This window comes from Pseudomonas juntendi (assembly GCF_009932375.1).
GTDB classification, from domain to species: domain Bacteria; phylum Pseudomonadota; class Gammaproteobacteria; order Pseudomonadales; family Pseudomonadaceae; genus Aquipseudomonas; species Aquipseudomonas juntendi.
This window is the reverse complement of the sequence record NZ_BLJG01000026.1, coordinates 1-26,339: the sequence shown is the minus strand read 5'-3', so window position 1 is coordinate 26,339 and position 26,339 is coordinate 1. Positions and strand designations below refer to the sequence as shown.

General features: G+C 63.7%; 20 protein-coding genes and 2 tRNA genes. 7 read left to right on the top strand and 15 right to left on the bottom strand.

The genetic code is table 11. The features are described 5' to 3' along the window. Positions 1-85: 85 nt before the first annotated feature. Genes GYA94_RS03565 through GYA94_RS03555 form a run of 3 tightly spaced genes read right to left on the bottom strand, consistent with a single transcriptional unit; the run spans position 86 to position 5,694 of the window. Positions 86-3,232 (bottom strand): efflux RND transporter permease subunit, encoded by a 3,147-nt coding sequence (locus tag GYA94_RS03565; protein ID WP_161891796.1) that lies wholly within the window; start codon positions 3,230-3,232, stop codon positions 86-88. A 16-nt stretch (positions 3,233-3,248) separates the two neighbouring features. Continuing rightward, positions 3,249-4,448 (bottom strand): efflux RND transporter periplasmic adaptor subunit, encoded by a 1,200-nt coding sequence (locus GYA94_RS03560; RefSeq protein ID WP_054911915.1) that lies wholly within the window; start codon positions 4,446-4,448, stop codon positions 3,249-3,251. Continuing rightward, complete coding sequence (locus GYA94_RS03555) at positions 4,441-5,694, bottom strand: TolC family protein (RefSeq protein ID WP_161891795.1); 1,254 nt, start codon at positions 5,692-5,694, stop codon at positions 4,441-4,443. Before GYA94_RS03555 ends, GYA94_RS03560 begins: the two co-directional genes overlap by 8 nt. Positions 5,695-5,931: 237 nt before the next feature. Here GYA94_RS03555 and aroQ point away from each other — a divergent pair, with 237 nt between their 5' ends. Together aroQ and GYA94_RS03545 are read left to right on the top strand one after the other, a co-directional pair. Beyond that, positions 5,932-6,381 (top strand): type II 3-dehydroquinate dehydratase, encoded by a 450-nt coding sequence (gene aroQ / locus GYA94_RS03550; protein WP_029884970.1) that lies wholly within the window; start codon positions 5,932-5,934, stop codon positions 6,379-6,381. Further along, complete coding sequence (locus GYA94_RS03545) at positions 6,378-7,226, top strand: shikimate dehydrogenase (protein ID WP_161891794.1); 849 nt, start codon at positions 6,378-6,380, stop codon at positions 7,224-7,226. Before aroQ ends, GYA94_RS03545 begins: the two co-directional genes overlap by 4 nt. Before the next feature lie 54 nt (positions 7,227-7,280). Here the strand turns inward: GYA94_RS03545 and GYA94_RS03540 are convergent, their stop codons facing one another. The 4 genes from GYA94_RS03540 to GYA94_RS03525 form a co-directional block, all read right to left on the bottom strand. Then, positions 7,281-7,832, bottom strand: coding sequence for a DUF4174 domain-containing protein (locus tag GYA94_RS03540; protein ID WP_009682785.1), 552 nt, complete (start codon positions 7,830-7,832; stop codon positions 7,281-7,283). Between the two features lie 206 nt (positions 7,833-8,038). Beyond that, the gene (locus GYA94_RS03535; RefSeq protein ID WP_161891793.1) at positions 8,039-12,466 is read right to left on the bottom strand and encodes an NEL-type E3 ubiquitin ligase domain-containing protein; all 4,428 of its coding nucleotides are present in this window, start codon (positions 12,464-12,466) and stop codon (positions 8,039-8,041) included. 78 nt (positions 12,467-12,544) lie between these two features. After that, positions 12,545-14,905 (bottom strand): DNA polymerase II, encoded by a 2,361-nt coding sequence (locus GYA94_RS03530; RefSeq protein ID WP_161891792.1) that lies wholly within the window; start codon positions 14,903-14,905, stop codon positions 12,545-12,547. Between the two features lie 106 nt (positions 14,906-15,011). Next, the gene (locus tag GYA94_RS03525) at positions 15,012-17,120 is read right to left on the bottom strand and encodes a TonB-dependent receptor family protein (RefSeq protein WP_161891791.1); all 2,109 of its coding nucleotides are present in this window, start codon (positions 17,118-17,120) and stop codon (positions 15,012-15,014) included. Positions 17,121-17,271: 151 nt separating this feature from the next. Between GYA94_RS03525 and GYA94_RS03520 the strand changes: the two genes are divergently transcribed. Further along, positions 17,272-17,514, top strand: a complete 243-nt coding sequence (locus GYA94_RS03520) for a DUF1654 domain-containing protein (RefSeq protein ID WP_009682781.1) — start codon at positions 17,272-17,274, stop codon at positions 17,512-17,514. A gap of 79 nt (positions 17,515-17,593) precedes the next feature. Here the strand turns inward: GYA94_RS03520 and GYA94_RS03515 are convergent, their stop codons facing one another. From GYA94_RS03515 to GYA94_RS03495, 5 genes are all read right to left on the bottom strand, one after another. Continuing rightward, positions 17,594-18,376, bottom strand: a complete 783-nt coding sequence (locus GYA94_RS03515; protein ID WP_161891790.1) for an EAL domain-containing protein — start codon at positions 18,374-18,376, stop codon at positions 17,594-17,596. An 87-nt stretch (positions 18,377-18,463) separates the two neighbouring features. Next, positions 18,464-18,889 (bottom strand): hypothetical protein, encoded by a 426-nt coding sequence (locus GYA94_RS03510; RefSeq protein WP_009682779.1) that lies wholly within the window; start codon positions 18,887-18,889, stop codon positions 18,464-18,466. A gap of 97 nt (positions 18,890-18,986) precedes the next feature. After that, positions 18,987-19,556, bottom strand: a complete 570-nt coding sequence (locus tag GYA94_RS03505; protein WP_161891789.1) for an SPOR domain-containing protein — start codon at positions 19,554-19,556, stop codon at positions 18,987-18,989. Positions 19,557-19,688: 132 nt separating this feature from the next. Next, a tRNA-Val gene (locus tag GYA94_RS03500) sits at positions 19,689-19,765 on the bottom strand. 155 nt (positions 19,766-19,920) lie between these two features. After that, a tRNA-Val gene (locus GYA94_RS03495) sits at positions 19,921-19,997 on the bottom strand. A 201-nt stretch (positions 19,998-20,198) separates the two neighbouring features. Between GYA94_RS03495 and GYA94_RS03490 the strand changes: the two genes are divergently transcribed. Then, complete coding sequence (locus tag GYA94_RS03490; RefSeq protein WP_110679490.1) at positions 20,199-21,482, top strand: NAD(P)/FAD-dependent oxidoreductase; 1,284 nt, start codon at positions 20,199-20,201, stop codon at positions 21,480-21,482. Positions 21,483-21,589: 107 nt separating this feature from the next. On the opposite strand, the gene GYA94_RS03485 is transcribed toward GYA94_RS03490, so the two are convergent. Beyond that, positions 21,590-22,321, bottom strand: a complete 732-nt coding sequence (locus GYA94_RS03485; protein ID WP_161891788.1) for a peptidase C39 family protein — start codon at positions 22,319-22,321, stop codon at positions 21,590-21,592. Between the two features lie 166 nt (positions 22,322-22,487). On the opposite strand from GYA94_RS03485, the gene GYA94_RS03480 reads away from it, so the two are divergent. Beyond that, entirely contained in the window at positions 22,488-22,667 is a 180-nt protein-coding gene (locus tag GYA94_RS03480) for a hypothetical protein (protein ID WP_110679488.1), read from the top strand. A gap of 52 nt (positions 22,668-22,719) precedes the next feature. Here GYA94_RS03480 and GYA94_RS03475 read toward each other — a convergent pair whose 3' ends face one another. Then, positions 22,720-23,472 carry a TerC family protein gene (locus GYA94_RS03475; RefSeq protein ID WP_161891787.1) on the bottom strand — a complete coding sequence of 251 codons (753 nt, stop codon included), beginning with the start codon at positions 23,470-23,472 and terminating at the stop codon, positions 22,720-22,722. A 28-nt stretch (positions 23,473-23,500) separates the two neighbouring features. Further along, positions 23,501-23,740, bottom strand: a complete 240-nt coding sequence (locus tag GYA94_RS03470; protein WP_054905235.1) for a hypothetical protein — start codon at positions 23,738-23,740, stop codon at positions 23,501-23,503. 133 nt (positions 23,741-23,873) lie between these two features. On the opposite strand from GYA94_RS03470, the gene nhaR reads away from it, so the two are divergent. Together nhaR and sstT are read left to right on the top strand one after the other, a co-directional pair. Next, positions 23,874-24,767 (top strand): transcriptional activator NhaR, encoded by an 894-nt coding sequence (nhaR, locus tag GYA94_RS03465; protein ID WP_110679487.1) that lies wholly within the window; start codon positions 23,874-23,876, stop codon positions 24,765-24,767. Between the two features lie 129 nt (positions 24,768-24,896). Further along, positions 24,897-26,108, top strand: coding sequence for a serine/threonine transporter SstT (sstT, locus tag GYA94_RS03460; protein WP_029884964.1), 1,212 nt, complete (start codon positions 24,897-24,899; stop codon positions 26,106-26,108). The last annotated feature ends 231 nt before the right edge of the window (positions 26,109-26,339 follow it).

Below are 26,339 nucleotides of genomic sequence, written 5' to 3'. Positions count from 1 at the left end.
TTTTGAGCAAGACAGTTGCCCCCACCAGGCACACCCTGCAGGGTGGAGGTGTGCCGCGATGGGCCGCCCCAGCGGCCCCAGGGCTTTACCCCTCCTGCGCCTCTTCGCGTCGATAAGCCCATTGGTACAACGCCGGCAATACCAGCAAGGTCAAGGCGGTCGAAGACAGGATTCCGCCAATCACCACGGTCGCCAATGGCCGCTGTACCTCAGCCCCGGTGCCCGTCGCCAAGGCCATGGGAATGAAGCCCAGTGACGCCACCAGCGCGGTCATCAGTACCGGCCGCAAACGGGTCAGCGCGCCCTCCTCGACCGCCGCACGCAGCGTTCGCCCCTGCTCCCGCAACCCGCGGATGAAGGCAATCATCACCAGGCCATTGAGCACGGCCACCCCCGACAGGGCAATGAAGCCCACGCCAGCGGAAATCGACAAGGGAATGTCGCGCAACCACAGGGCCAGGACGCCCCCTGTGAGGGCGAACGGAATTCCAGTGAACACCAGCAGGCCATCCCTGAGGTTGTTGAACATCATCAACAGCAACGCCATGACCAGCAGCAAGGCCACTGGCACCACCACTTGCAGGCGCTCGGCCGCCGATTGCAGCTGTTCGAACTGGCCACCCCAGCGTGTCCAGTACCCAGGCGGTATCGGCACCTGGCCGCGCAATACCTGCTCGGCCTCCTGCACGAACGAGCCCAGGTCGCGCCCCCGCACGTTGGCGCTGACCACCACCACCCGCTTGCCGTCTTCGCGGCTGACCTGGTTCGGCCCCAGTTGCAGGTCAAGGGTGGCCACCTGCGACAGCGGGATGAAGCCGATCTGCCCGGTGCCCGCACCCCCACTGGCCGGCACCGGGATCAGCAGGCTGGCCAGCCCATCCACGTCGGTACGCAAGGTTTCCGACAGGCGCACCACCATATCGAACCGCCGGTCACCTTCGTACAAGGTGCCCGCCTTGCGGCCGCCCACCGCGGTGGCGATGGCATCCTGCACATCGCCCACGTTCAGGCCATGGCGGGCGGCCTTGTCGCGGTCGATGTCGATGGTCAGCACCGGCAGGCCCGTGGTCTGCTCGACCTTCACCTCGGACGCACCGGGTACGCCCTGCAGGCTGCCGGCGATCTGTGCGGCAGTACGGTTGAGCACCTGCATGTCGTCACCGAACAGCTTCACCGCCACGTCACTGCGCACACCGGAAATCAGCTCGTTGAAACGCAACTGGATCGGCTGCGACAACTCATAATTGCTGCCGGGAACACTGGCGGCGGCACGTTGCACGTCGGCGATCAGCGCCTCGCGTGACTTACCGGGGTCGACCCATTGCTCGCGCGGGCGCAGCATCACATAGGCATCGGAAATATTCGGCGGCATCGGGTCGGCAGCGATCTCGGCGGTACCGGTACGGGCAAACACCCGCTCCACCTCGGGCACCTGGGCGATGATGGCCTGCTCCAGGCGCTGCTGCATGTCCACCGATTGCGACAGGCTGGTGCCCGGCACACGCAGGGCCTGCAGGGCAAAATCACCCTCGCTGAGGCTGGGGATGAATTCGCTGCCCATGCGGCTGGCCATTACCCCGGACAACAGCACCAAGGCCGCTGCCCCGGCAAATGCACGCCGGCGCCGGCCCAGCACCCAGGCCAGCACCGGCGCATAACGCTGCCGCGCGGTGCGCATTACCAGGCCCTCTTCTTCCTTGACCTTGCCGGTGACGAACAGGGCGATCGCAGCGGGTACGAAGGTCACCGAAAGAAGCATCGCGCCAAGCAGGGCGATGACCACGGTGAAGGCCATGGGGTGGAACATCTTGCCTTCGACCCCGGTCAGGGCAAAGATCGGCAGGTACACCACCATGATGATCAACTGCCCGTAGATCAGTGGCCGCCGTGCTTCGCGGGCGGCGGCAAACACCTCGTGCAAGCGCTCGCTGCGCGTCAGCATGCGGCCATGCCGTTGCTGGGCATGCGCCAGTCGGCGGATGGCGTTTTCCACGATCACCACCGCGCCGTCGACAATGATGCCGAAATCCAGCGCGCCCAGGCTCATCAGGTTGGCGCTGACCTTGTTGGCGAACATGCCCGTGAAGGTGAACAGCATCGACAACGGAATGACCATGGCGGTGATCAGTGCCGCGCGAATGTTCCCCAGGAACAGGAACAGCACGGCGATCACCAGAATGGCCCCCTCGATCAGGTTCTTCTTCACCGTGGCGATGGCCTTTTCCACCAGGTTGGTGCGGTCGTACACGGTCACCGCCGACACCCCTTCGGGCAGGCTGCGGTTGATCTCCACCAGCTTGGCAGCCACTGCCTGGGATACCGTGCGGCTGTTTTCGCCGATCAACATGAATACCGTGCCCAGCACCACCTCGCGGCCGTTTTCGGTCGCCGCCCCCGAGCGCAACGCTTCGCCAAGGCCTACCTGGGCAATGTGGCTGACGCGGATCGGGGTGCCGTCCACGCTGGAGATGACGATGTTGGCGATATCATCGGCCGAGGCCACCTGGCCAGGCGCGCGGATCAGCAACTGCTCGCCGTTACGTTCGATGTAACCCGCGCCGACGTTGGCGTTGTTACGCTCCAGCGCCGCGACCAGGTCGTTGAGGGTGAGCTTGTAGGCCGCCAGGCGCTTGGGGTCCGGCGCAATCAGGTACTGCTTGGCGTGCCCGCCAATGCTGTTGACCTCTGCCACCCCGGGCACGTTGCGCAACTGCGGCTTGATGATCCAGTCCTGGATCACGCGCAGGTCGGTTGCGCTGTAGGGGGTGCCGTCTTCCTTCAGGGCCCCCTCTTCGGCTTCCACCGTCCACAGAAAAATCTCCCCCAGCCCGGTGGAGATCGGCCCCATGCCAGCCTCGATGCCCTCGGGCAGTTGCTCGCGCGCCACTTGCAGGCGCTCGTTGACCAACTGGCGGGCGAAGAACAGGTCGGTGCCGTCCTCGAAGATCACCGTGACCTGTGACAACCCCGAGCGCGACAGCGAGCGCGTCTGCTTGAGCCCGGGCAGGCCGGCCATGGCGGTTTCGATGGCGAAGGTGATGCGCTGCTCGGTCTCCAGGGGCGAGTAACCGGCTGCGGCCGTGTTGATTTGCACCTGGACGTTGGTGATATCCGGTACGGCGTCGATCGGCAACTGCCGGTAGCTGTGAATGCCCACCGCGGCCATCAGGACCACAGCCAGCATCACCACCAGGCGCTGCTCGATGGCAAATTGGATCAGGCGTTCGAACATGCAGGCGTACCCCTGGTCAATGGCTGTGCTCGGCCGAGCCTTTGCCCAGCTCCGACTTGAGAACGAAGCTGCCGGCGGCAGCCACCTGGGTTCCGGCGGCCAGGCCGCTGGTGATTTCCACCTGCCCGGCATCACGACGGCCGGTGGTTACGGGTCGGGCCTCGAAGCCCTGCTCGGTGCGGGCAAATACCACGGTCTGCGCGTCCAGGCTTTGCAAGGCGATTTCAGGCACCACTACCGCAGCCTCGAAACGTTCGATGCTGACCGCAACATTGACGAACAAACCGGGGCGCCAGGCGCCGTCAGGGTTGGCCAGGCTGGCACGGACGGTGGCGGCACGGTTCTGCTCGCCGAGCAGGCTGCCAACATAATTGACCTTGCCTTCGACCTGGGCCCCCAGGTCTGGCGCGCTGACCATGACCGTACGGCCGGTGCGTACCTTGTCCAACTCACGCGGTGCCACGGCGAAAGTCGCCCACACCCGGCTCAGGTCAGACAGGGTGAAGGCGTTGCTGGTCGCGTCGACCACCTCACCCACGCTCAGGTGTTTCTCCACGACCACGGCGTCGAACGGTGCGCGCAGTTCATAGCGGTTGCCGGCACCTGCCGGCCCTACCGCCGCGACCTTCTGCCGGGCATTGGCCAAGGCGATTTCGGCCTCCTGCAGCGCCTGGCGCGCCTGCAGGTAATCCTGCTCGGCGCTGATGCGCTCCTGCCACAGCTGTTGTTCGCGGCGCAAGGTCAGGCGCGCCAGCTCAAGGCGGCGTTGGGCAGCCTGCTGCTCGCTGCGCAGGTCAGAGATCTGCTGGCTGGCGATTACCGCCAGCACCTGCCCGCGCTTGACCGCCTGGCCCAATTCGGCCTGGACTGCCTCGACCACACCCGGCACCCGCGGTACCACGTGGGCGGTGCGGTCCTCGTCAAAACGGATTTCACCGGGGAAGTTTATGGCTGTACCCAGCGCGCGCGGCCCGGCAGCAACCAACTGCACCCCGGCAGCCTCGATCTGGGCGATGGACAGGTGCACCTGCCCTTGTTCATCGTCGTGCTCTGTTTCTGCATGGCCTTCGGCGGCGTCCGCCTCGCCATGCTCATGGCTGTCTTCAGCTGGCTGGGCAGTGGCTGCCTGGCCGAGCGTACCGGTCCAGGCCAGGCCACCGAGGCCTAACGCGGCCAGGGTGGCTGCCAGAAGGGCCAACTTGCGTGGGTTAGTCATTGCTGCTCCTGCTGATCATTGGGTTGCCCAGGTCATCGAGGTCGCCGTAGATACGCTCGACCCGCGCGCGTGCATCGGCCGCCGTGGCCAGGGCCTCGAGGTACAGGCCACGGGCCTCGATCAGCGTGCGCTGGGCATCGAGTACATCGAGAAAAGCGAACTTGCCCATTTCGAAACCACGGGTGGCGGTGTCCACGGCTTGCTGTGCAGCCGGCAGGATGGTGCGGTCGTAGGCCGCCACCTCCTGCATGGCCGTGGCCCATTGGTCGACGGCGCTGCGGGTTTCGCTGCGCAAGCGCAGGGCCACGGCATTGCGCAAGTCACGCACCTGGTCGGCACGGCGCGCAGCCGCCAGCACGTTGCCCTGGTTACGGTCGAACAACGGCAGCGGCATGGACAGGCCAACCACGTTCACCCGCTCGCGCTCTTCGCGGCTGTACTGGCTGCCAAGGCTGACGGTGAGGTTGGGAATGCGCTGAGCCTTTTCCGTGCCCAACGCCGCATCGCCACGCTCGACCTGGGCGGCGGCCAGGCGCCACTCGACCGTTTGCTCGACGCGGGCGAGCAAGGTGTCAGGACTGGGCGCGACCCCAGGCGAAAGGTTGGCCGCCTGCAAGCTGTCGAAGCTGGCCAGCGGGCTGCCGGTCAAACGCGCCAGGGCCTGGTAGGCCACGCTACGCTGGGTTTGCGCGCGGCGCAGTTGGGCCTCGGCCTGGGCCAGTTGCACCTGGGCGCGGGTGGCCTCCACGGGCGATGACTGGCCGGCAGTGACCCGCCCCTGCACCACCCGCAAGCCGCGGGCGGTCAAGGCCTGGGATTGCTGCGCCAGCTCCAGCGCGGTCTGTGCCCGCAAGGCGGCATGGAACGCCTGGACCACATCGGCACGCAGGCCATTGCGCTGGCGTTCCAGGTCAAGCTGGGCGATCGCCTGACCGACGCCGGCCGCGGCGATGCGTGCAGCGCGCTTGCCGCCCAGTTCCAGCGGCTGGCTGAGGGTGATGGTGGTGGTGCTGGTGTCCCGGCGCGTGTCCTCCACCTCCCACGCCAGCTCGGGGTTGGGCAGTAACCCGGCCTGGCGCCGCTCGCCGTCGGCAATGCCGATTTCGCGGCTGGTGGCAGCCAGTTCCGGGTTCTGGGCAAAAGCGGCGGCCAGCGCCTGGGGCAAGCTCAAGCGCTGGCTGGCGTGGGCGCTCGTGGCGCCAACCAGCAGCAGGCAGAGCAAGGCGAACTTGCGGGGGATGAGCACGGAACAGGTCCTCGTCGACGAAGGGTGGCGAGGGACTGTAGAGAGGGCTGGTTATCGGGGTGGTGGCATGAAAATTACAATTCTGTAAGGCGTGCAGCCTGTGCGCCAACGCGCCTTGGCGGCGAACGCGGTTCGATAATCGCCCACTTTCCCAGGACGGCGGCTCCCCTCAATTGACGGAACTAACCAGTCAGTACAAAACTAGGCACATCCAACAACAACAAAGCGAAGCCCGTCATGACGCCCCTCATTCTCGTGCTCAACGGCCCCAACCTGAACATGCTGGGCACCCGAGAGCCGGCCCAGTATGGTTACGAAACCCTTGCCGACCTTGGCCAACACTGCGCCGACACTGCCAATGCCCACGGCCTGGAAGTCGAATTCCGGCAAACCAACCATGAAGGTGAACTGATCGACTGGATTCACGCCGCGCGCAATCGCTGCGCCGGAATCGTGATCAATCCAGGTGCCTGGACCCACACCTCGGTAGCCATTCGCGATGCGCTGGTGGCCAGCGAAGTACCGGTCATCGAAGTGCACCTGTCCAACGTGCACAAACGTGAACCGTTCCGCCACGTGTCGTTCGTTTCGTCGATCGCGGTCGGCGTCATCTGCGGCCTGGGAAGCCACGGCTACCGCATGGCCATCAGCCACTTCGCCGAACTGCTCAAGGAGCGTGCAGCATGAGCCAGCCTGCCATCCTTGCCGGCCTGATCGGCCGGGATATCCAACTGTCGCGCACCCCGGCCCTGCACGAGCACGAAGGCGATGCCCAGGCCCTGCGCTATCTGTACCGGCTGATCGACGCCGACCAGTTGCAACTGGACGACAGCGCCCTGCCCGGCCTGCTCGACGCTGCGCAGCACACGGGTTTTACCGGCCTGAACATCACCTACCCGTTCAAGCAGGCGATCCTGCCGTTGCTCGACGAGCTGTCGGATGAAGCGCGCGGCATCGGCGCGGTCAACACCGTGGTACTCAAGGACGGCAAGCGGGTTGGCCACAACACCGATTGCCTGGGCTTTGCCGAAGGTTTGCGCCGCGGCCTGCCCGATGTGGCCCGCCGCAAGGTGGTGCAGATGGGGGCTGGCGGCGCGGGCTCGGCGGTGGCGCATGCCTTGCTGGGCGAAGGGGTTGAACAGCTGGTGTTGTTCGAAGTGGATACCGCCCGCGCTCAGGCACTGGTCGACAACCTGAATGCGCATTTCGGTGCGGGGCGGGCAATGCTTGGCGGTGACTTGGCCACGGCACTGGCCGATGCGGACGGGCTGGTCAACACCACCCCGGTCGGCATGGCCAAGCTACCCGGCACGCCGCTGCCAGTGGCGCTGCTGCATGCACGGCTGTGGGTGGCTGAGATCATCTACTTCCCGCTGGAAACCGAACTGCTGCGCGCTGCACGGGCGCTGGGCTGCCGCACACTGGACGGTAGCAACATGGCGGTGTTCCAGGCTGTGAAAGCATTCGAACTGTTCAGCGGCCGGCAGGCTGACGCCGCGCGGATGCAGGCACATTTCGCCAGCTTCTCCTGACTGAGCCAGGCCTGCGTGGCAACGGCCCTGAGCAAGCTCAGGGCCGCCACGCGGTCAGTCTTCCAGCGGCTTGGGCGGGGCGGCAGGCTTGGCCGGTTTGGCAGGTTTGCTGTCCTTGGCCTTGGTTTGCGGTGCGGCCGCCACCGGCTCTGGTGCGGTTACCGCCTTCTCGCTCGCGGGCAGCGCATCGACTGCCTCGAAGATCACCTGGGGATCGAGGGCGGTGTTGTCTTCGTCATCCTTGAGCACATGCCGCTCACCATCCTTGCCCACCAGAATCACCTTGGTGCCTTTGCTCGCCCCCAGCTTCAGTTCGCGGATCAGCGCCATGGTGGTTTGCTGCTCGAGGTTCTTGTCCTCCCGTTTGCCCATCATTTGCGCCACGCTGTACAGCACCAGGCTGCGCTCCTTGAATTTTGCCTGGGTAGCCGGGTCTTCGAGCGCTTTGTTGAGCCCACGCAGGGTGGGGTCGGCGCTGCTCGGCGCAATGACCACCAATGGCCGCGCCTTGCCCAGTTCCTTGGCCAACGGTGCGTCACTGTCAGCGGCATGCAAAGGGCCGGCAAGCGCGAGCAGGGTGGCGAGGGTCAGTGAGCGGACGAGCATGCATATCTCCTTATTCTCTCGATAAACCAAAGACTACAGATCATGGAGAAAGATCCGACGCGGGAGCCTAAACCAACCGCCCATGGCGTGCTTGCCACAAAGGTAACTTCCGATTTCCGTGACCGGGCGGCGAGGCCTGTGCAAACATCGCCGCCTGCTCTGAGCATAGCGCATAGCCACCGGCCGGCAGCGCTGCGCTGGCCGTTTTACGCCGCCGTGCTGTCGCCGGGCGCGTTTCTGTCCAGGGCTTCGAGGGTCAGTTGCAACAGCAGGGCATGCTCACGCTGCTGATTCCGAATCTGCAGCCGCTCGACCTGCGCTTCCTGGTTGCCCAGCGCCATCAGCCGCTCCAGTTCATCATGCATGTCCTGCGGCACTTGCAGGCGATCGGGGAAACTGCCCCGCAGGTAGTCCTGCCAGAAGCGTTGCCTGGAAAGGTATTCAGCCATGCCGTCACGGGTCTGCGCTGCCAGCACGAAGGCACGCGCCGAACGAAGGTCGGTGTCCTGCAGCCTGGCAATATCGGTATACAACATCTCCCCGGGCTGGGCGGGCAAATCCAGGGCCGTGCGCAAGGCAACACGGTAAGCCAGGGCGAATTCGAGTGACTCACTGCCGGCCCCCAACCGGCGGGCATGTTCTGCCGCGAACTGATCGAGCAACGCCAAGCGCCATAACTGCCCGCCGAGCCACAACAAGCCCTGCTCCGGGGGGCGCCCACCCTGCTGGCGGCGCGTACGCCATATCATCAAGCGCACTTCCAGGTCAGCGAAACGGGCAGTGGCGTTGTCCTGGCAATCCGTCGCCGCGGCGTGCCTGAACAGCTCCAGCCGCAGCGCAGTGTCTTCACTCATTGCTTCGAACATTTCCAGTACCCGGGCTGCCAGCGCGCAGGCGGTGGAGGAAAACTTGAATGCGCCGGAGGTGGTCAGTACGGACAACGTCTTGAAGAAGTCGTCCGATACCTCATCGGCTTCCAGATGTACCCACAACGCGGCCATTTCATCGCGACGTTCTGCCGCCACCAGGTCCAGATAACGGAACCGATACGGCACGCGACTCGCTTCGAGCCAATGCCAGCTGGAAGACGCCTGCGATGCAGCCGCCAGCAGGTTGCCCGACAGTTCGACCCGGCCCGCGCGCCACAGGTGTGACTGATGCAGGTCGTCAGGCAGCACTGAAATACTGTTGCCACTGAGGTCCAGCGTGTGCAGTTGCGGCGCGTCCAGCGTGCCGTAGGGAAACTCCGGCAGTTGCGTGCGTGACAGGTGCAAGGCGTTGAGCTCGGTCATGGCGAACACGGAAAATGCCCGGCGCAAGGGGTTGTCCGAAAGGTTCAGGTACACCAGGGAGCGGCAACCGGCCAGGACCAGCGCCTGGCTTTCGTCGAGCGCGATCTGATTGCCTGACAGGTCGAGCACCTCCAGCCTTTGTGCCAGCATCTGAGGCAGCGGCAGGCGCCTCAGCCGGCAATTGGTGATTTCCAGGTTGCGCAAGTTGGGAAACGCCTGCAGGAAATCGTCGGGCACCTGCTCCAGCCGCATGGCGCGCAAGGCCAGTATGGACACGTGCGCGAAACTCACTTGGGCCGGCAGGCCAGGCAATTGGCGCAAACGGCTGCGGGTCTGGGTCAGCATGAAGCGCCCGCCCTGCACAGATGCCTGGTCCTGCAACTCGGGGACGAGCAAGCGCCAGCAGTCGATCAAGCCTTTTCTGAATTCACGTCGGGCAGTCAGTTCAGGTGTGGCAACCGCATTGAATACCCACCTGTCGAGGTGGCTGTTGAGCTGTCGGTATTGCGCCTCCAGGCCGCTCAACCTGGCCCGGGCATCGGCTGACGCCAACCATTGGCCAACCTGCTCGTCGCTGAAGGCCGGGTACAGGTCGCGCAGGCGTGCCTGCAGCGCCCGCGGCCTGAACCGCCCGAACGCAGCCCATAACCTGCCGCCGGCCATGGGGTAGCCAATGCGGCCGTCAGCGAGCCGCAGCGGTGCCACGAAGGCGCCGCGGCGCTGGCCCATGCCAAGGGCGACCAGCACGGCTGGCCGCTGGTTGAAGGCGAGGTCTGCCACCGCCTGGCGCAGGACGGGTGCGAACACAGCAGGCCGCCGGCTGGCCGCTCGTGCCTCGGCGTCATACGCCGCCGCCAGTGTTTCGAACAGCTCCCCGGCAGCCGCGGCGTCGGCCTGGGCACGGTCGTGCAAGCGAAACACCCCATGCTGGTGCAGCAGATCGAAGGTTGGGCCCACGCCTTCGATCGTCAGCAGCGGCTCGCTGGCCTCACCGTCGAACAATCGCCAGCCTGGCCCTCCGGCCCCCGGAACCTGCCCCAGCAGGTTCAGCACAACCCGCGCCAGGTCGAGATTCTGTGGGGTATCGATGCGCAGCGCCTCGAAGACCCGCGCGGTTCGAATCCGCGTAACCTGCAGCCTGGCCGCCTCGGCCATGAACAGCGGCACGCGCCCGGTCTCTTGCAGGTGCTGCAGGTCGTCCTCGCTGGCATTGCGCATCACTTCCCTGGCCGCCAGGTGGTGCAGGCTGGCGAAGGCCCGTTGCAAAGGGCAAGGGGTTTGCGGGCCGGTGTTATGCTCCTCGTACATGGCTTGCAGCAGCTCCCGGCGCCCGGCCCAGGCCACTTCGGCCAGCGCGCGCCCGTGCAGGCCTGCCGCCTGGGGAAGGCTCAGCACCCGCGCCAGCAATTGCTGATCGGCGGTGGCGGCACCTTCGCGCAGTTGACCGACCAACGTGTGGATCCGCCCGGCGAACAGCAGCCGCTGCACCGTGTCAGCCAGCGCTGCCTCAGGTGCTCGGCCATACACATGCCATGCCCGCAAGTGCTGGTCGTCCAGCCCGTGGATGGCCAGCGCCTGGTCGATCTGCAGGTCATCGAGGTCGCTGTAGGGCTTGCCCAGGCGGCGGAACAGCTGGCGCGCGTCTGCCCATTCGGCGGGCTGCTCGCACCACAGCCGCCACGCACCGGCGCCATTGTGGCGGAGCAAGGGGGCATAGCCCTGGTAAGGGAGCAACTGCCATTGTTCATCGTTCTTGCGCCACGCCACTTCATACCAGTGACCGTCCATGCTGATCCAGCAGCGCTCGGCCAGGCGATACATCCCCTGCTCGTCCCGCACTGCGGTAGGCGGCGGGGTGCCACAACGGTAGGGTTCCAGGTCGGTGTTCCACAGTTTTTCCTCGCCACCTGGCAGCTGCGCCGGCACCAGTGGGTCTACCACGCTCCAGGCACGTCGCGCCGCCGCGACAACAGCAACGGTTGCACCGACGGTTAACAACCCTTTGCCCACATTCAGCAGGTGGGCCAGCGCAGCATTGCGTTCGTTCTGTTGCCAGTCACTGACCGCCTGGAAGCTTTGCTCAAGCAGTTCCCAGGCCATCACACCCAGCATCACCGCGCCAATTGCGGGCACGAAAAGCCCTGCGATGCCGAGCAGGGTTTGCCCTTCAGCCTGTAAACGGCGGGCATGCTCGGCCTGAGCCTGGCGATCGAGCATCGCCACTGGCGGGGCGATGATCGCCGCGTCATCCTTGACCTGGCCAATCCAGTCATCAGCCAGGGCATCGAACAGCGGTAAACCATAGACATGCGTCTGTTCATCAAGGCTGCGGGTCGCCCAGCGGGTGACATCGTCGAGCCGCTCACCCACGGCAGAGAAAAACCGCTGGCTGTCGCGACGGCGCACGAAGCGGCTGAAGAAACGCCGGTAGTCGTTCTTGCGCAAACGCTTGCCAAGCACCCGGCGGGCGTAGTGTTCCAGGTCGTTGCACACGCTCCAGGGGCCTGCGGGGTCGCCAGGTACATACACCAGGACGTACTTGCTGGTGTTGTAGAACGTCCCCTCGGCAATGACATCCAGCACCACGATCTGCTGCATGCGGCAACCAAACAGTTCCAGCCGGCGGACGCTGACCGGCGATCCCGCGAGGGTGCCAAGCGTGTCATGCATGCACAGTTGCACCACCCAGTGCAGCTGGGCCGCGCTCAACACGCCCTGTGCGCTGGCTGCAAGCGCATCGGCCAGCATGCCATAGCGTTGGCGGCGAACCAGCAGCTCGCGCACGCTTGGCTGAAAAACACCCGCCAGGTGCGCCTGGTACTGCTGGCCAAGGTCCAGCGTGCGGCACAGCCTGACGAAAGCCGTTGCCGATAGCTCAGTACGCGTGGCGCCCAGCGCATCCACCAGGCAATTCTTGCGGGGCTGATCATGCTGCTCGGCCTCGGTGAAGTTGCCCAGCGCTGCCTCCAACAGCGGCGTATCGTAGTAATCGCTGTCGGCCACCGGAAGCCGACCGGTCACATAACTGATGGTCGGCGACGTGAAGTAATACCATTGCCGCAGGCACACGCGGTCGGCATCCAGGGTGCCAAAGCGGGCCAGCGCCTGCTGCAGCAAAGGCCGGCTGAAATCATCCAGGTTGCGCACCTGTGCCAGGGCTTGCGTCAGCCCTTCCCGGCAAGCCAGCAACTGCGACAGTGCCTGGCTCAGCAGCCGGTAGTCGGCCACCGTCAGCTTCGCCATCCAGGCCGGCAGCCGCTGTGCAATGTAATGGTCCTGGCAGGCTTGCGCGATGGCAAGCGCGTCGACCGCATTCGAAGGTGAAGTGGATTTGCCCTGCATCTGTGCCTCCGCGATGGCGTTGAGGCTAGAGTTTGTGCAGGTTCAGGGCATGCCGACGGCTAGCTATCTACTACCCGTTCAGAACAGCAGCAGTTGATGGTCGATCAGCCGCGCGAAGTCGTCGCCGACAAAAGGCAGGATGGCATCAGCCACCGGCTGCAACTGCCGGCTGATGTAATGATCATGGTCGATGGGGGCTTGCAGGTTTTCCAGCGGCTCTGGGCCTGCGGTGGTGATCACATAGCTGATCCAGCCGCCGCGCTGGTATTGCAGCGGGCGGCCCAGGCGCTTGTTGTAGTCGTCGGCCAGGCGTGCGGCACGCACATGGGGCGGGACATTGCGCTGATAGTCGGCCAGTGGTCGCCGCAAGCGCTTGCGATAGACCAGCAGCTCGTCGTTTTCACCCGCCAGCGTGCGCTGTACATAGTCACACAGGTAATCACGGTACGGCTCACCACGAAACACGCGTGCGTAGAGTTCCTGCTGAAACTCCCGGGCCAGCGGTGACCAGTCGGTGCGCACCGATTCCAGGCCCTTGAACACCATTTCTTCTGTGCCATCAGCCCGCTGCCTGAGCCCGGCATAGCGTTTCTTGCTGCCCTCGTCGGTACCACGGATGGTGGGCATCAGGAAACGCCGGTAATGCACCTCGAACTGAAGCTCGAGGGCGCAGTCCAGGTTCATGCTTTCGCGCAGGTGCGTTTGCCACCACTGGTTGACCTCGGCCACCAGCTCGCGACCGATGCGCACCGCGTCTTCCTCGGCATGGGCACCCTTGAGCCAGACGAAGGTGGAATCGGTATCGCCATAGATCACGTCGAAACCCCGGGCCTCGATCAGCGCCCGGGTCTGGTGCATGATCTGGTGCCCACGCAAGGTGATGGACGAGGCCAGCCGGGGGTCGAAGAAGCGGCAACCGCTGGAACCCAGCACACCGTAGAACGCGTTCATGATGATCTTCAGTGCCTGGGACAACGGCGAGTTACCCTCGCGTTTGGCCGCCTCCCTGCCCTGCCACACACGCTCGACGATGGCCGGCAGGCAATGCTGGCTGCGGGAAAAGCGCCCGCCACGGAAACCCTCCACCGAGTGCTCATCGTCAGGACGTTGCAAACCTTCAACCAGGCCCACCGGGTCGATCAGGAAGGTGCGAATGATCGAGGGATACAGGCTTTTGTAATCCAGGACCAGTACCGAGTCGTACAAACCTGGGCGCGAGTCCATGACGAAGCCGCCAGGGCTGGCTTCGTCCGGGCGGCTGCCCAAGTTGGGCGCCACGTACCCCAGGCGGTGCATGTGCGGAATGTACAAGTGGCAAAACGCGGCGACCGACCCGCCGCTGCGGTCCACCGCCAGGCCGGTAACCGATGAGCGTTCCAGCAGGAACTCGAGCAGGCGGGTGTGGGCGAAGATCCGCGTCACCAGCTCACAGTCCTTCAGGTTGTACCGCGCCAGGGCCGGTTTGTCTTCGGCGAAGCGCCGGTTGATTTCGTCCATGCGCTGGTAGGGTGTGTCGATGGCTTTGCCTTCGCCGAGCAGCGTCTGGGCGACGTTTTCGAGGCTGAACGACGGGAAACTCCAGGTGGCCGAGCGCAGCGCCTCGATGCCATCGATCAACAAGCGCCCCGGGGCGTCGGCGAATACGTGGCCACCGCCGCCCTGGCTTCGCAAGGTCATGGCTGCGCCTCTGCGCCCCAAGGCCAGCGCTACCTGCAACGCCTTGGCGTGCTCATGCAGCACGCGCAGGTCGAACTGGATCAGGTTCCAGCCAATGATCGCGTCGGGGTCGTGCAGCGCCATCCACTGGTTCAGGCACACCAGCAGCTCGGCGCGGTCGGCGCAGTAGTGCAGATCGAAGTCCACCCCCGCCGGGTCGCCGTTGGGTTTGCCAAGCATGTACACCTGACGCTGGCCACAGCCCTCCAGGGCAATGCTGTACAACTCCCCACGTTCGCTGGTTTCGATGTCCAGCGACACCAGGCGCAGCGGTGGGCGGTAACCTGCCAGCGGCCTGAGCTGAGCTTCGCAGAGCACGCCCTGTGCATCAGGCTTGCCGGTGAACTGCACGGGGGCGGTGATGAAGCGCTCCATCAGGTAGCGTTCGGGCGGGCGAATGTCGGCTTCGAAAACGTCGATACCAGCGTTGCGCAGGCGTTGCTCCAGTTGCATCAGTTGCCGGTGCTGGCGGCAATACAGCCCCATTACCGGGCGCTGCTCGAAGTCCTTCAACTGCAAGGGCTTGAGCTGTACTCCTGGCTCTTTGGCCAACAACACCCGGGCATGTTCAGCCTGCGCCAGCGGGATGAAAGCTACCGAGTCCTGAGGGGCAAGGCGCAATTGCCGGGGCCCCTGATCGGTAGCCAGCCAGAATTCCACGCAGGTCCCTTCGGGCGTGTCATGCCAATGCCGGGTCAGGACGAAGCCCTGCTGCAATTCCACCGCATCTACCTCTGAAGCGTATGATCAGGTGCTGATTCTACCGCTACCGGCACTGCAAGCGGTGGCTGGGCAGCCTCTGCAGGCGCCACCCGGCCCCGGTAGCCCGTCACTGGAACCGGTACGCCAAACCCGCCCCCGCATACCATGAGCGCCCAGGCGCGGCCTCGTAGTAACGCCCGTTGCTGTCGCCGACGATCACCGACCCTACATATTGCCGGTCGAACAGGTTGTCCAGGCGCACCAGCTGGTGGAATGTCCACGGGCCGACATGCTGCTCGAAGCGCGTACGCCAATTGAACACGGCATAGGCCGGCGCCGCCTTGGCAGCGTTGCTGTCGTCGACATACACCTTGCTGCGGTACTGCCCTTCCAGGCCCATGCTGACCGCCGCCACCGGCTTCCACAGCACCTCGCCATACAGGTTGTCCTGGGGCACACCTGGCAGGCGGTTGCCACGTGCGATGGCCTGGCTGACGTTTTCGGCATAGCGCGCGTCGGTGCGGGTGTACACCACAGTGGCCTGCCACTGGTCGTTCCAATCCTGCTGCAGACGGGCCTCGAAACCACGCCGAAGGGTACGCCCGGCATTGCGATAGCTGGTTCGGCCGTCCGTCGCACGGTCCACGACGATTTCGTCTTCGGTCTGGATCTGGTAAACGGCGGCGTCCAGCCGCGTGCGCTCGCTCAGCCGGTACTTCAGGCCCGTTTCATACTGCATGCTGGTGGCAGGCTCGAGCCCGAAGTTGAAGCGTTCGTCCGCTCCCGGTGCATAGGCCATCTCGGCCTGCGTGGGGGTTTCGAAGCCTTTGCCGACACTCACGTAACCACGCAGATCAGGGGTGAAGGCGTACATCACAGACAGCGAAGGGGTAGCTTGCTGATACCGTTTGGAGCCGCTGGCGTCACCGTTGGCCAGGTAATGGTCATCGACGCGCATGTTCATGCTGCTGTAGCGCAAGCCCAGCTCGCTGGTCCAGTTACCGATTTCCCAGTGCGCCTGCAGGTAAGGGTCCAGGCTGGTGGCGGTGTCCTGCTCGTCACGTCGCAACTCGCCTTTCACACCCAACTGGTCAGCGCTGAAGTTCTGGTAGCCACGGCGGTCATCCTTGCTCTGGTCGTAATCGGCGCCAAAGGTCAGGGTGAGATTGCCGGGCACCTGGGCAACCGGCTGGATCCAGCGCAGCGTACCGCCCTGGAACTGCCGATCGAAATCGACCACGCCACCCCCGCGCTGGCTGTTCGAGACCACCGTCCTGGGAATGGACAGGTACTGCACCACCCGGCGCTGCCCGGCGTACAGGTTCAGCTGCAACGTGGCGTCACCCACGTAGCGCTCATAGTTCATGCCCAACTGCTGGTGGTCGATGCTCTTGCGCGTGTCATAGGTTTGCGCCACTGCCGCGCTGGAGCGCGGGTCGTGCTTGTAGGCTTCCCAGGTCTGCCCTAGTGGGTCCTGGGTGCCGTTCTGTTCCAGGCTGCTGTAGATCAGCGCCAGGCGCGATTCGCTATCCGGCTTGAAATGGACCTTGGCGAAGGTCTGGTCACGGCGCGCCGCGCTGTGGTCACGGTAGCCGTCGGTGTCCATGCGCGACGCATCCAGCAGGAAACCGGCCGTGTCGTTACCGCCCTCGGCGCTCAGGTGGTTCTTGTTGAAACCGTCGCTGCCGAAGGTGGTTTCGGCACCTACCTGGGCAGGGCCCTGACCGTCGCGGCTGAACATCTGGATAACCCCACCGGCGTTGCTGCCGTAGAGGGTGGCGGCCGGGCCGCGCAACACCTCGATGCGCTCGGCCACATCCAGGTTGAGCGTGGCCGCTTGCCCTTGACCGTCGGGAGTACTGGCCGGGATCCCATCGCTGATCAGCTTGATGCCCCGCACCCCGAAGGCCGAGCGGGCGCCATAGCCTCGCGAAGAAACCTGCAGGTCCTGGGCGTAGTTCTGGCGGTTCTGCACCACCAGCCCTGGCACCTTGCCCAGCACTTCCGACAGGTTGACGCCCAACTGGCCGTCAGTGCCACGGGACAAGTCGATGGTATCGACCGAGAACGGCAGGTCGAACGTACGGGTGGGCAGGTAGGCACCGCTCACCACCAGCGGCTCGATCACCACGGCAGTGGGGGCATCGGCCCAGGCATCGTCAAGCGCACCAAAGTCGCCGGCAATCAGCAGGACCAGGCCTGTAGAGGTAGGAAAACGAGAAAGAAATCGATACATGCGCAGCTTCCGAAAATGGCGCCATTACACCAGACCCGCACCTACAGTGCGAACCCTCTGGCCAGCCTCGCCGGATTTTCCCTGACAAGCTGTTGCGAAATTGCTTACGCTGAAATACTGTACGCACATACAGCACAACAAGGATATTCCTGTGTCCAGCACCGCCTCCGCCACCCCAAGCAGCTACGTTCAGCTGGGTGTTCGCATCCAGAAGATCATCAACAGCCCCACCGCCCAACGCAGCCGCGCGGCGCTGATCTTCCGCCTGGAACAGGAAAGCCCGGACGACTGGGAAACCCTGCTCGGGGAAATTGCCGAGAACGACAACGTCACCCTTGCCCACCGTGACGATGGCGGCGTGCAGATTTTCTGGACGGTGCCGAAGGAAGACTGACCAGGCATGAGCGTGGCGCTTTTCGCTGCTACCGGCCTGCGCCTGCTGTGCCGCCCAGGGGAGCACCATCAGGCCAAGGTCAAGACAGCCGCTCAAACAACGGCAACCCATTCACCTGCGGCCGAGCGAACAGATACCCTTGCATCAAATCAATTCCCAGCGCCGCCAGTGCTTGGCACTCTTCGTCAGTCTCGATCCCCTCGGCAATCAGCGTAATGCCCAACCGCTCGGCCACCAATACGATACCGGCCACGATGGCTTGGCGAACCACATCCTGATTGACTCCCCGAGTGAGAGCCATATCCAGCTTGAGCACAGCCGGCTGAAATTCTGCGAGCAGATTCAGCCCTGAGTAACCCGACCCAAAATCATCTATTGCAGTGGTGAAGCCCTGTCGCTCGTACTCCTTGAAGATCGACTTCAAGTGCTCGGTGTCCTCGATCCGCTCGCCTTCGGTCACTTCGAACATCAGCAGATTGGCGGGGAAGTCGAATGTGACTGTGGCCTCCAAGGTAGCCCGGATGCAGGTGCTGGCACGGTAGACGGCATTGGGCAGAAAATTGATGCTCAATTTACAGTCTTTCTGCCGTCCCAAGCCCAGCCCAGCCGCTTGCTCGATGGCCTTCACGCGGCAGGCCTGATCAAAGCGGTACAGGTTGTCGGGAGTTACCTTGGCCAAAATTTGCGCAGCGCTTTCACCGTTCACACCGCGAACCAGTGCCTCGTAGGCGAACGGCCTGCCTGAAGGCACATGGATTATGGGCTGGAACGCCATGGTAATGTCGAAACCCAGGCTAGCGAGGTCACGACATTGGGAGCAGCCAATCGCTAGAAAGGGCTGGCGGAACACTGGCTTGCTCATGGGCTATGTCGAGGTCACGGAGTATGGCGGTTCAGAATGCTTGAATCTGCATCTTATGCCAAGTCAACCTCAAGGTTTGCGGCTGAACTAACGAAGTGCCTGCAGGTAAGCGCTGGCCTCGCGATAGCGCGCCAGCCGCGCCAGGTCGGCAGGGCCTGGGCAGGGAATACGCGAAAGGTCACTGTTGTCGGCCAGGTCAGCCAGTTTGACCGTGCGCGCCAGCGGGTCGTCACCCAGGCGCACGACAAAGTCCTGATAAGCTTCGCCTTCACGCCGGCTGAGCGCCAGCAGGGCTGCGAGAATTTTCAGCGCGAAGCCCTCCCGCGCCAGGTCGGAGAGGGTCAGCGGGGTATCCTCGATCACATCGTGAAGCACCGCAACAATGCGCTGTTCCGGTGTGGCAACCCGCAGCATCACACGTAAAGGGTGAAGGATATACGCCGCCCCACCCTTGTCGTATTGCCCTTCATGCGCCCTGGCGGCCACGGCTATGGCCCGCTCCAGTGTCGACATCAGGCGCCCCCCATTTCAGCCTCTCCCTACCCAAGCATAGCCAATGCTGGGCGCAAGGTGCCTATCATGCGCCTTGGGAGCGGGTTGGCCGCGCAGGTCAGCGCGCTGCGCCGTGCTGGATGACCACCGAGTCGGTGCCCAATTTGGCCATGACTTCGTCGCGGCGGGCCTGCGCCTCTTCGCGAGTAGGGAACGGCCCCATCAGCACCACCGGCTTGCCATCGCGGTATTCCATCGACGACGGGATGCCCTTTTCGATCAGGCGGGCCGTCATGTCGCTGAGGGCGCCCATGTTGGCGCCCTGCACCACCTCCACATCCCAGCCTTCGGGTGCCGGCTGGTCGGCCAGCGCTTCGGCACGACGCTGCAGGTCGGCACCGCCACACAGCTCGCGGATACGCAGGTTGTTGCCGGTTTCGTCCACGATGATGTCGTACTGGCCATCGCGCTTGAACGCCACGTAGCTGCGGTAGGCCTCGTACTGCCCGGCATCGTCCTTGCCACGGACCTGGCCGCAGATGGTGCCCTGGGTGTCGATCCGCACGTTGCCGAACTTGGCCGTCTTGGGGTTGTGCAAGTGTTCAGCCACCTGCTTGTGCACGCCCTCGACCTCGTTCTCACAGCCCGCCAGGGCGAGCACTGCCATTACCACAGCCAGTTTACGCACGCATGTACCTCCCGTTTTGAAGGGGCGGATTCTAGCATGCTGCGCGCTGGCCGAAGCGTGACCAAAGGTTACAGGCTGCTTCACGCGCACATGCAAAAAGGGCGATCATTGCTGATCGCCCTTTCTGGAGTTTGGTAGGCACAATTGGACTCGAACCAACGACCCCCACCATGTCAAGGTGGTGCTCTAACCAACTGAGCTATGTGCCTGTCGTGTGGTGCGCATCTTAGTGATCAAGTGCGCACCTGTAAAGCGTTTTTTTCAGAAAAATCAAAAACTTTCGCAGTTTCCCGGTGTTGCAGCCAACCGCCGGAAAAACCAATGAAAAAAGGGGTGACCCTTGCGGATCACCCCTTCTTCGATTTGGTAGGCACAATTGGACTCGAACCAACGACCCCCACCATGTCAAGGTGGTGCTCTAACCAACTGAGCTATGTGCCTGTCGTGTGGTGCGCATTCTACGCAATTGGAAAAGCCTGTCAACACTTTTTTTCGCGCTAAGCTACTGAATCTAAACCTCTTTATAGAGAAGGGTCGCTTGCGACTGTGTGAGGGATTTTCAACAGACGACTAGCGGGTGTTTATTATTATTGATAGCATCGCTACATTCGTTAAAAATATAAAACACGAGGTTCCTGCAGCATGGCTAACACCCCCTACCCCCAGTCCTACTACGCCGCCTCGGCCAACCCGGTGCCGCCACGTCCGGCGCTGCAGGGTGAGGTGGAAACCGATGTATGCATCATCGGCGCCGGCTACACCGGCCTGTCCAGCGCCCTGTTCCTGCTGGAGAACGGCTTCAAGGTGAGCATCGTCGAAGCCGCCAAGGTCGGCTTCGGTGCCTCGGGCCGCAACGGTGGCCAGATCGTCAACAGCTACAGCCGCGACATCGACGTGATCGAACGCACTGTGGGCCCTGAACAGGCCCAGTTGCTGGGCCACATGGCCTTCGAAGGCGGGCGTATCATTCGCGAGCGCGTGGCCAAGTACAACATCCAGTGCGACTTGAAGGACGGCGGCGTTTTCGCCGCGCTCACCAGCAAGCAGATGGGCCACCTGGAATCGCAAAAGCGCCTGTGGGAGCGCTTCGGCCACAACCAGCTGGAGCTGATGGACCAGAAGCGCATCCGCGAGGTGGTGGCCTGCGACAGCTACATCGGCGGCATGCTCGACATGAGCGGCGGTCACATCCACCCGCTGAACCTGGCGCTGGGCGAAGCAGCAGCGGTCGAGTCGCTGGGCGGCATCATCTATGAGCAAACCCCGGCCGTGCGCATCGAGCGCGGCGCCAACCCTGTGGTGCATACCCCACAGGGCAAGGTCCGCGCCAAATTCATCATCGTCGCTGGTAACGCCTACCTGGGCAACCTGGTGCCAGAGCTGGCCGCCAAATCCATGCCATGCGGCACCCAGGTGATCACCACCGAACCCCTGGGCGAAGAGCTGGCGCGCACCCTGCTGCCGCAGGACTACTGCGTGGAAGATTGCAACTACCTGCTCGACTATTACCGCCTGACCAGCGACAAGCGCCTGATCTTCGGCGGTGGCGTGGTGTACGGCGCACGTGACCCGGCCAACATCGAAGCGATCATCCGCCCGAAGATGCTCAAGGCCTTCCCGCAACTGAAGAACGTGAAAATCGACTACGCCTGGACCGGCAACTTCCTGCTGACCCTGTCGCGCCTGCCACAGGTAGGTCGCATCGGCGACAACATCTATTACTCCCAGGGGTGCTCGGGCCACGGCGTGACCTATACCCACCTGGCGGGCAAGGTGCTGGCCGAAGCCCTGCGCGGCCAGGCCGAGCGTTTCGACGCCTTCGCCGGCCTGCCGCACTACCCGTTCCCAGGCGGCCAGATGCTGCGCGTGCCGTTCAGCGCTATCGGTGCCTGGTACTACAGCCTGCGCGACCGCCTGGGCTTCTGATGTAGCAGGCCTCCTCGGGGCGGGACCCGCTCCTCCATGGGGCTGTGCGGTGCGCACACGCTCGTGGAGGGTCGGGTCTGCCTGCGAAAAGGCCATGATGGGAACGATCATTTGTTCAGGCTGTTCACCGCCTGCTTCGCCGCGATTTCCTGCCCCGCCCGCGATAACTCTTCCGCCGCCTGCAACCAGCGTTGCCTATCCACTTCAGCCGGCAATTGCCGTGGCGGCTGCACCAGCACTGCCCAACTGCCCTGCTCGGCCCACGCCGAAGCGAACGCGTCGAATGCCATCATGTGCCGGCGGTGCATGCCCGAGCGCAGCAGCACCCGCTGCTTGTAGCGGTCATAACCGATCAGCACCGCATAGCGCGGCTCGCCCCACCAGGCGGAACCGTCTTCGTAGCGCAAGAGTACCGGGTTGCCCGCCGCCACTTGGGTCAAGAGCGCATCCAGTTGCTTGTCCAGGCGGTACACCACCATGCCGTAATCCCGCGCCACGCTAGGGATGGCGGTACCCAGTGCGTCGGCACCCTGTGGCAGGTTCAGGGGCTTGTCCAGCAGCCCCGGGGTAATCGGTGCCCCCTGTTGCGACAACACTGCTGCTAGGGCCATGGCGCCGCTATGGTTGGCGTTGCCCCGGTAGAATGGCACGCTGCTGATTTCGACCCGTTGCGGCAGGCCTTTGAGATTGGCGGGCGGCGCACTGGCACAGCCCGCCAGGCTGGCTGCCACGATGAAGACCGACAGCAGCCGCCGGGCGCTCTTGAAGGAAGATTGCTGCATGGACACTCGCTTGTTCCAACGCCGGGCAGGCAGCGCCCAGCTCTGGCCACTGATCATAGGTCCGACGACGGCGCGGGTATAGTCCGACAGCGGCTTGGAGCGAATCGGACTCAGAGATAGACCTTTGTTCGATGGAACGTCCCAGGCGAAAGGCTAGACTAAAGCAGTGTCTGGAACGCAAACGCCGGTCACTCTGGCGTTTGCCGCAGCGATGGAGGCACAGATGAGCCTGACCCTGGCAATCCTCATGCTGGTCGGCATGTGGCTGAGCGTCGCAGCCGCCATGCTATGGGGTGTACTACGTATCGTGCGGCGTCATGCACAGCCCAATCAACAACCGCCGCAGGTGCCGGTCAAAACCCGGCACGTACAGCGCGCACGGCGGCCTGCGGGGGTGCACTGACCGCGCAGCATTCAGCAGCCAAACGGGGCGCAAAGCGCCCCGCTGCCCACCGTCAATGCTCAGCTGCCTCACGCTTGAGCCGCGCCCTGCGTGCGAGAATGTTGAGGATCTCGATCGCGGTGGAGAACGCCATCGCAGCGTACACGTAGCCTTTGGGCACATGGGCACCAAACCCTTCGGCAATCAGCGTCATACCGATCATGATCAGGAAGCCCAGGGCCAGCATCACGACAGTCGGGTTGTCGTTGATGAAGTTGGCCAGTGGGTCGGCCGCGACCATCATCACGATCACGGCAGTGATCACGGCGATGATCATGATCGGCAGGTGCTCGGTCATGCCCACGGCGGTGATGATGCTGTCTACCGAGAACACGATATCCAGCAGCAGGATCTGGAAGATCGCCGCAGCGAAGCCCAAGGTCACCGTGGAGCCCACCTTGGCCTCTTCCTTGGCACCGTGCGGGTCGACGTTTTCGTGAATTTCCTTGGTAGCCTTCCACAACAGGAACAGGCCACCCGCAATCAGGATCATGTCTTTCCACGAGAACGCATTGCCGAACACTTCGAATACAGGGTCGGTCAGCTGGATGATCCAGGCCACCGTGCTGAGCAACGCCAGGCGCATGATCAGGGCCATGCTGATGCCAATGCGCCGCGCCTTGGAACGGTACGCCACCGGCAACTTGTTGGTCAGGATCGAGATGAAGATCAGGTTGTCGATGCCCAGTACGATTTCCATGGCCACCAGCGTAGCCAGGGCAATCCAGGCGGTAGGGCTAGCGGCGAGTTCCAGCAGATATTCCATTGTTCACATCCTGCAACGGCGGTTGGGGTCAAATTTCCTGGCTTTTTTCGTTCTTTTCAGCTTGCACGGGCTTCTGCCCTTCACTGCCAATGGCTTCGCTCAGCGCCTGCTGGGCGGCCTTGTTGGTGTCGTCGATGGCCTGCTTGGCCGATTGAGCAGCTTGGTCGAGCATCTGCTGGGCGGACTTCTCGGCCTGGTCGCAACCAGCCAGGGCAAACAGCGCCAGGGCCAGTACCAGCGGCGTGCCGATGGATTTCAAGTGCAGCATGGGTTCCTCGCTTGTGGTGACTTCAGCAGCGCACGAGGCGCCTGATAACGAAGGATTCTAGACACGCCGATACATCAGGAAAATTCGTATTTTCAACGGTTATACTTCGGGTTTTACGAATCGGGAAAACAGTGTGCTCAACTACCGCCAGTTGCACTACTTCTGGGCAGTGGCCAGGACCGGCAGCATCGCCCGCGCCAGCGCACAGCTGAACCTGACCCCGCAAACCATCAGCGGGCAGATCAGCCTGTTCGAACACACCTACGGCCTGGAGTTGTTCCAGCGTGTGGGGCGGCAGCTGGAGCTGACCGAAACCGGCCGCCAGACGCTGGCTTATGCCGAACAGATGTTCCAGCTTGGTGGCGAACTGGAGGCCATGCTGCGCGCCGGGCCACAGGAGCAGATCCTGTTCCGCGTGGGCGTAGCCGATGTGGTACCCAAGTCCATCGTCTATCGCCTGCTGGCCCCGACCATGGAGCTGGACGACGTGTTGCGCATCAATTGCCGCGAAGACAAGCTCGAACGGCTGCTCGGCGACCTGGCCATCCAGCGCCTGGACCTGGTGATTTCCGACAGCCCCATGCCCAACAACCTGGATATCAAGGGCTACAGCCAGAAGCTTGGCGAATGCGGCCTGAGTTTTTTTGCCACCCCTGCATTGGCCAAGCGCTACCCGGGTGCCTTTCCTGCCTGCTTGCAGGACGCCCCCCTGCTGATTCCCGGCCAGGAAACCGTGGTGCGCAGCCGCTTGCTGCGGTGGCTGGGCGAGCAGCAGGTACAGCCCCGCATTGTCGGCGAGTTCGATGACAGCGCATTGATGCAGGCCTTCGGCCAGTCGGGCAGCGGCATCTTCGTTGCACCCAGTGTGATCGCCGAGGAAGTGTGCCGACAGTACGGCGTGCAACTGATCGGGCAGACCGAGGCGGTCCATGAGTCGTTCTATGCCATTTCGGTGGAGCGCAAGGTCAAGCACCCAGGGATCGTGGCAATTACCGAGGGGGCGCGGCGAGAGTTGTTCCACTGGTGACCGGGCTGGTTCGCACGGTCTGTCCCGAGTTCGCTTGCGGGGCGGCAGTGGTCGCGAAGCGCGCCGGGCCGCCCGGCGAGGCTCTGTGCTAAAGTCCCGCCCTTTACAGAATCCGAGATAACGCTGCACATGACCTCTGTTTTCCGCCTCCTCAACCGTACCAGCCTGGTGACGCAGATCGTCATCGGCTTGCTCGCCGGTATCGCCCTGGCCCTGCTGGCCCCCAGCGTGGCCGGCGACCTGGCCTTCCTCGGCAAGGTTTTCGTCAGTGCCCTCAAGGCAGTGGCACCTGTACTGGTATTCATTCTGGTCATGGCTTCGATCGCCAACCACCGGCATGGCCAGGAAACCCACATTCGCCCGATCCTGTGGCTTTACCTGCTGGGCACTTTCGCCGCGGCATTGGTGGCCGTGATCGCCAGCACGCTGTTCCCCTCATCATTGGTGCTCAGCACCGGCGAAGCCACGCTCAGCGCACCGGGCGGCATTACCGAGGTACTGCAGAACCTGTTGCTGAGCGCGGTCGACAACCCGATAAACGCCCTGCTCAACGCCAATTTCATCGGCGTGCTGACCTGGGCCGTGGGCCTGGGCGTGGCCTTGCGCCATGCGGGCGACACCACGCGTACCGTGGTCGAGGACCTGTCCAACGGTGTCACCCTGATCGTGCGTGTAGTCATCCGCTTTGCCCCGCTGGGCATCTTCGGCCTGGTCAGCGCGACCTTGGCTCAATCCGGCCTGAACGCCTTGCTCGGCTACCTGCACCTGCTGGCAGTGCTGATCGGCAGCATGCTGTTCGTAGCGCTGGTGATGAACCCGCTGATCGTGTACTGGAAAATCCGCCGCAACCCGTTCCCGCTGACCTTGCTGTGCCTGCGCGAAAGCGGCATCACCGCGTTCTTCACCCGTAGTTCGGCGGCCAATATCCCGGTCAACCTGGCACTGTCAGAGCGACTCGGCTTGCATGAAGACACCTATTCGGTGTCGATCCCGCTGGGTGCCACCATCAACATGGCCGGTGCGGCGATCACCATCACCGTGCTGACGCTGGCCGCAGTGCATACCCTGGGTATCCCGGTCGACCTGCCGACAGCGTTGCTGCTCAGCGTGGTGGCAGCCGTCTGTGCCTGCGGTGCCTCCGGCGTGGCAGGGGGGTCGCTGCTGCTGATTCCGCTGGCGTGCAGCCTGTTCGGCATCCCCAGCGAAATTGCCATGCAGGTGGTTGCGGTGGGCTTCATCATCGGGGTGTTGCAGGATTCGGCGGAGACCGCGCTGAACTCCTCCACCGATGTGCTGTTCACGGCCGCGGCGTGCCTGGCTGAAGAGCGGCGTAACGCCTAATGTCGGTCAGTCAAGCGATTGGGGCCGCTTTGCGGCCCATCGCCGGCAAGCCGGGCTCCCACAGGAGCAGTGCAGAGCTCAAGCTTAGCGCGGTCCTGTGGGAGATTCTATGGTTCCTGGCAAGGGTAGCCGGAGCATCTTCGGCGCCTGTGAGATCGAGCGCCACCCGCGCGGCGCTATCGCGAGCTGCGCTCGCTCCTACGTTTGTTTCGGGCCAGTAACGCCTGTGAC

Coding starts and splice junctions, on each gene's coding strand:
- GYA94_RS03540 (WP_009682785.1), bottom strand. CDS start 7,832: ATGCTCGTCCGCTCACTGACCCTCGCCACCCTGCTCGCGCTTGCCGGC.
- GYA94_RS03485 (WP_161891788.1), bottom strand. CDS start 22,321: ATGATCAGTGGCCAGAGCTGGGCGCTGCCTGCCCGGCGTTGGAACAAG.
- GYA94_RS03475 (WP_161891787.1), bottom strand. CDS start 23,472: ATGGAATATCTGCTGGAACTCGCCGCTAGCCCTACCGCCTGGATTGCC.
- GYA94_RS03525 (WP_161891791.1), bottom strand. CDS start 17,120: ATGTATCGATTTCTTTCTCGTTTTCCTACCTCTACAGGCCTGGTCCTG.
- sstT (WP_029884964.1), top strand. CDS start 24,897: ATGACCTCTGTTTTCCGCCTCCTCAACCGTACCAGCCTGGTGACGCAG.
- GYA94_RS03470 (WP_054905235.1), bottom strand. CDS start 23,740: ATGCTGCACTTGAAATCCATCGGCACGCCGCTGGTACTGGCCCTGGCG.
- GYA94_RS03560 (WP_054911915.1), bottom strand. CDS start 4,448: ATGACTAACCCACGCAAGTTGGCCCTTCTGGCAGCCACCCTGGCCGCG.
- GYA94_RS03480 (WP_110679488.1), top strand. CDS start 22,488: ATGAGCCTGACCCTGGCAATCCTCATGCTGGTCGGCATGTGGCTGAGC.
- aroQ (WP_029884970.1), top strand. CDS start 5,932: ATGACGCCCCTCATTCTCGTGCTCAACGGCCCCAACCTGAACATGCTG.
- GYA94_RS03565 (WP_161891796.1), bottom strand. CDS start 3,232: ATGTTCGAACGCCTGATCCAATTTGCCATCGAGCAGCGCCTGGTGGTG.
- GYA94_RS03545 (WP_161891794.1), top strand. CDS start 6,378: ATGAGCCAGCCTGCCATCCTTGCCGGCCTGATCGGCCGGGATATCCAA.
- GYA94_RS03535 (WP_161891793.1), bottom strand. CDS start 12,466: ATGCAGGGCAAATCCACTTCACCTTCGAATGCGGTCGACGCGCTTGCC.
- GYA94_RS03510 (WP_009682779.1), bottom strand. CDS start 18,889: ATGTCGACACTGGAGCGGGCCATAGCCGTGGCCGCCAGGGCGCATGAA.
- GYA94_RS03490 (WP_110679490.1), top strand. CDS start 20,199: ATGGCTAACACCCCCTACCCCCAGTCCTACTACGCCGCCTCGGCCAAC.
- GYA94_RS03515 (WP_161891790.1), bottom strand. CDS start 18,376: ATGAGCAAGCCAGTGTTCCGCCAGCCCTTTCTAGCGATTGGCTGCTCC.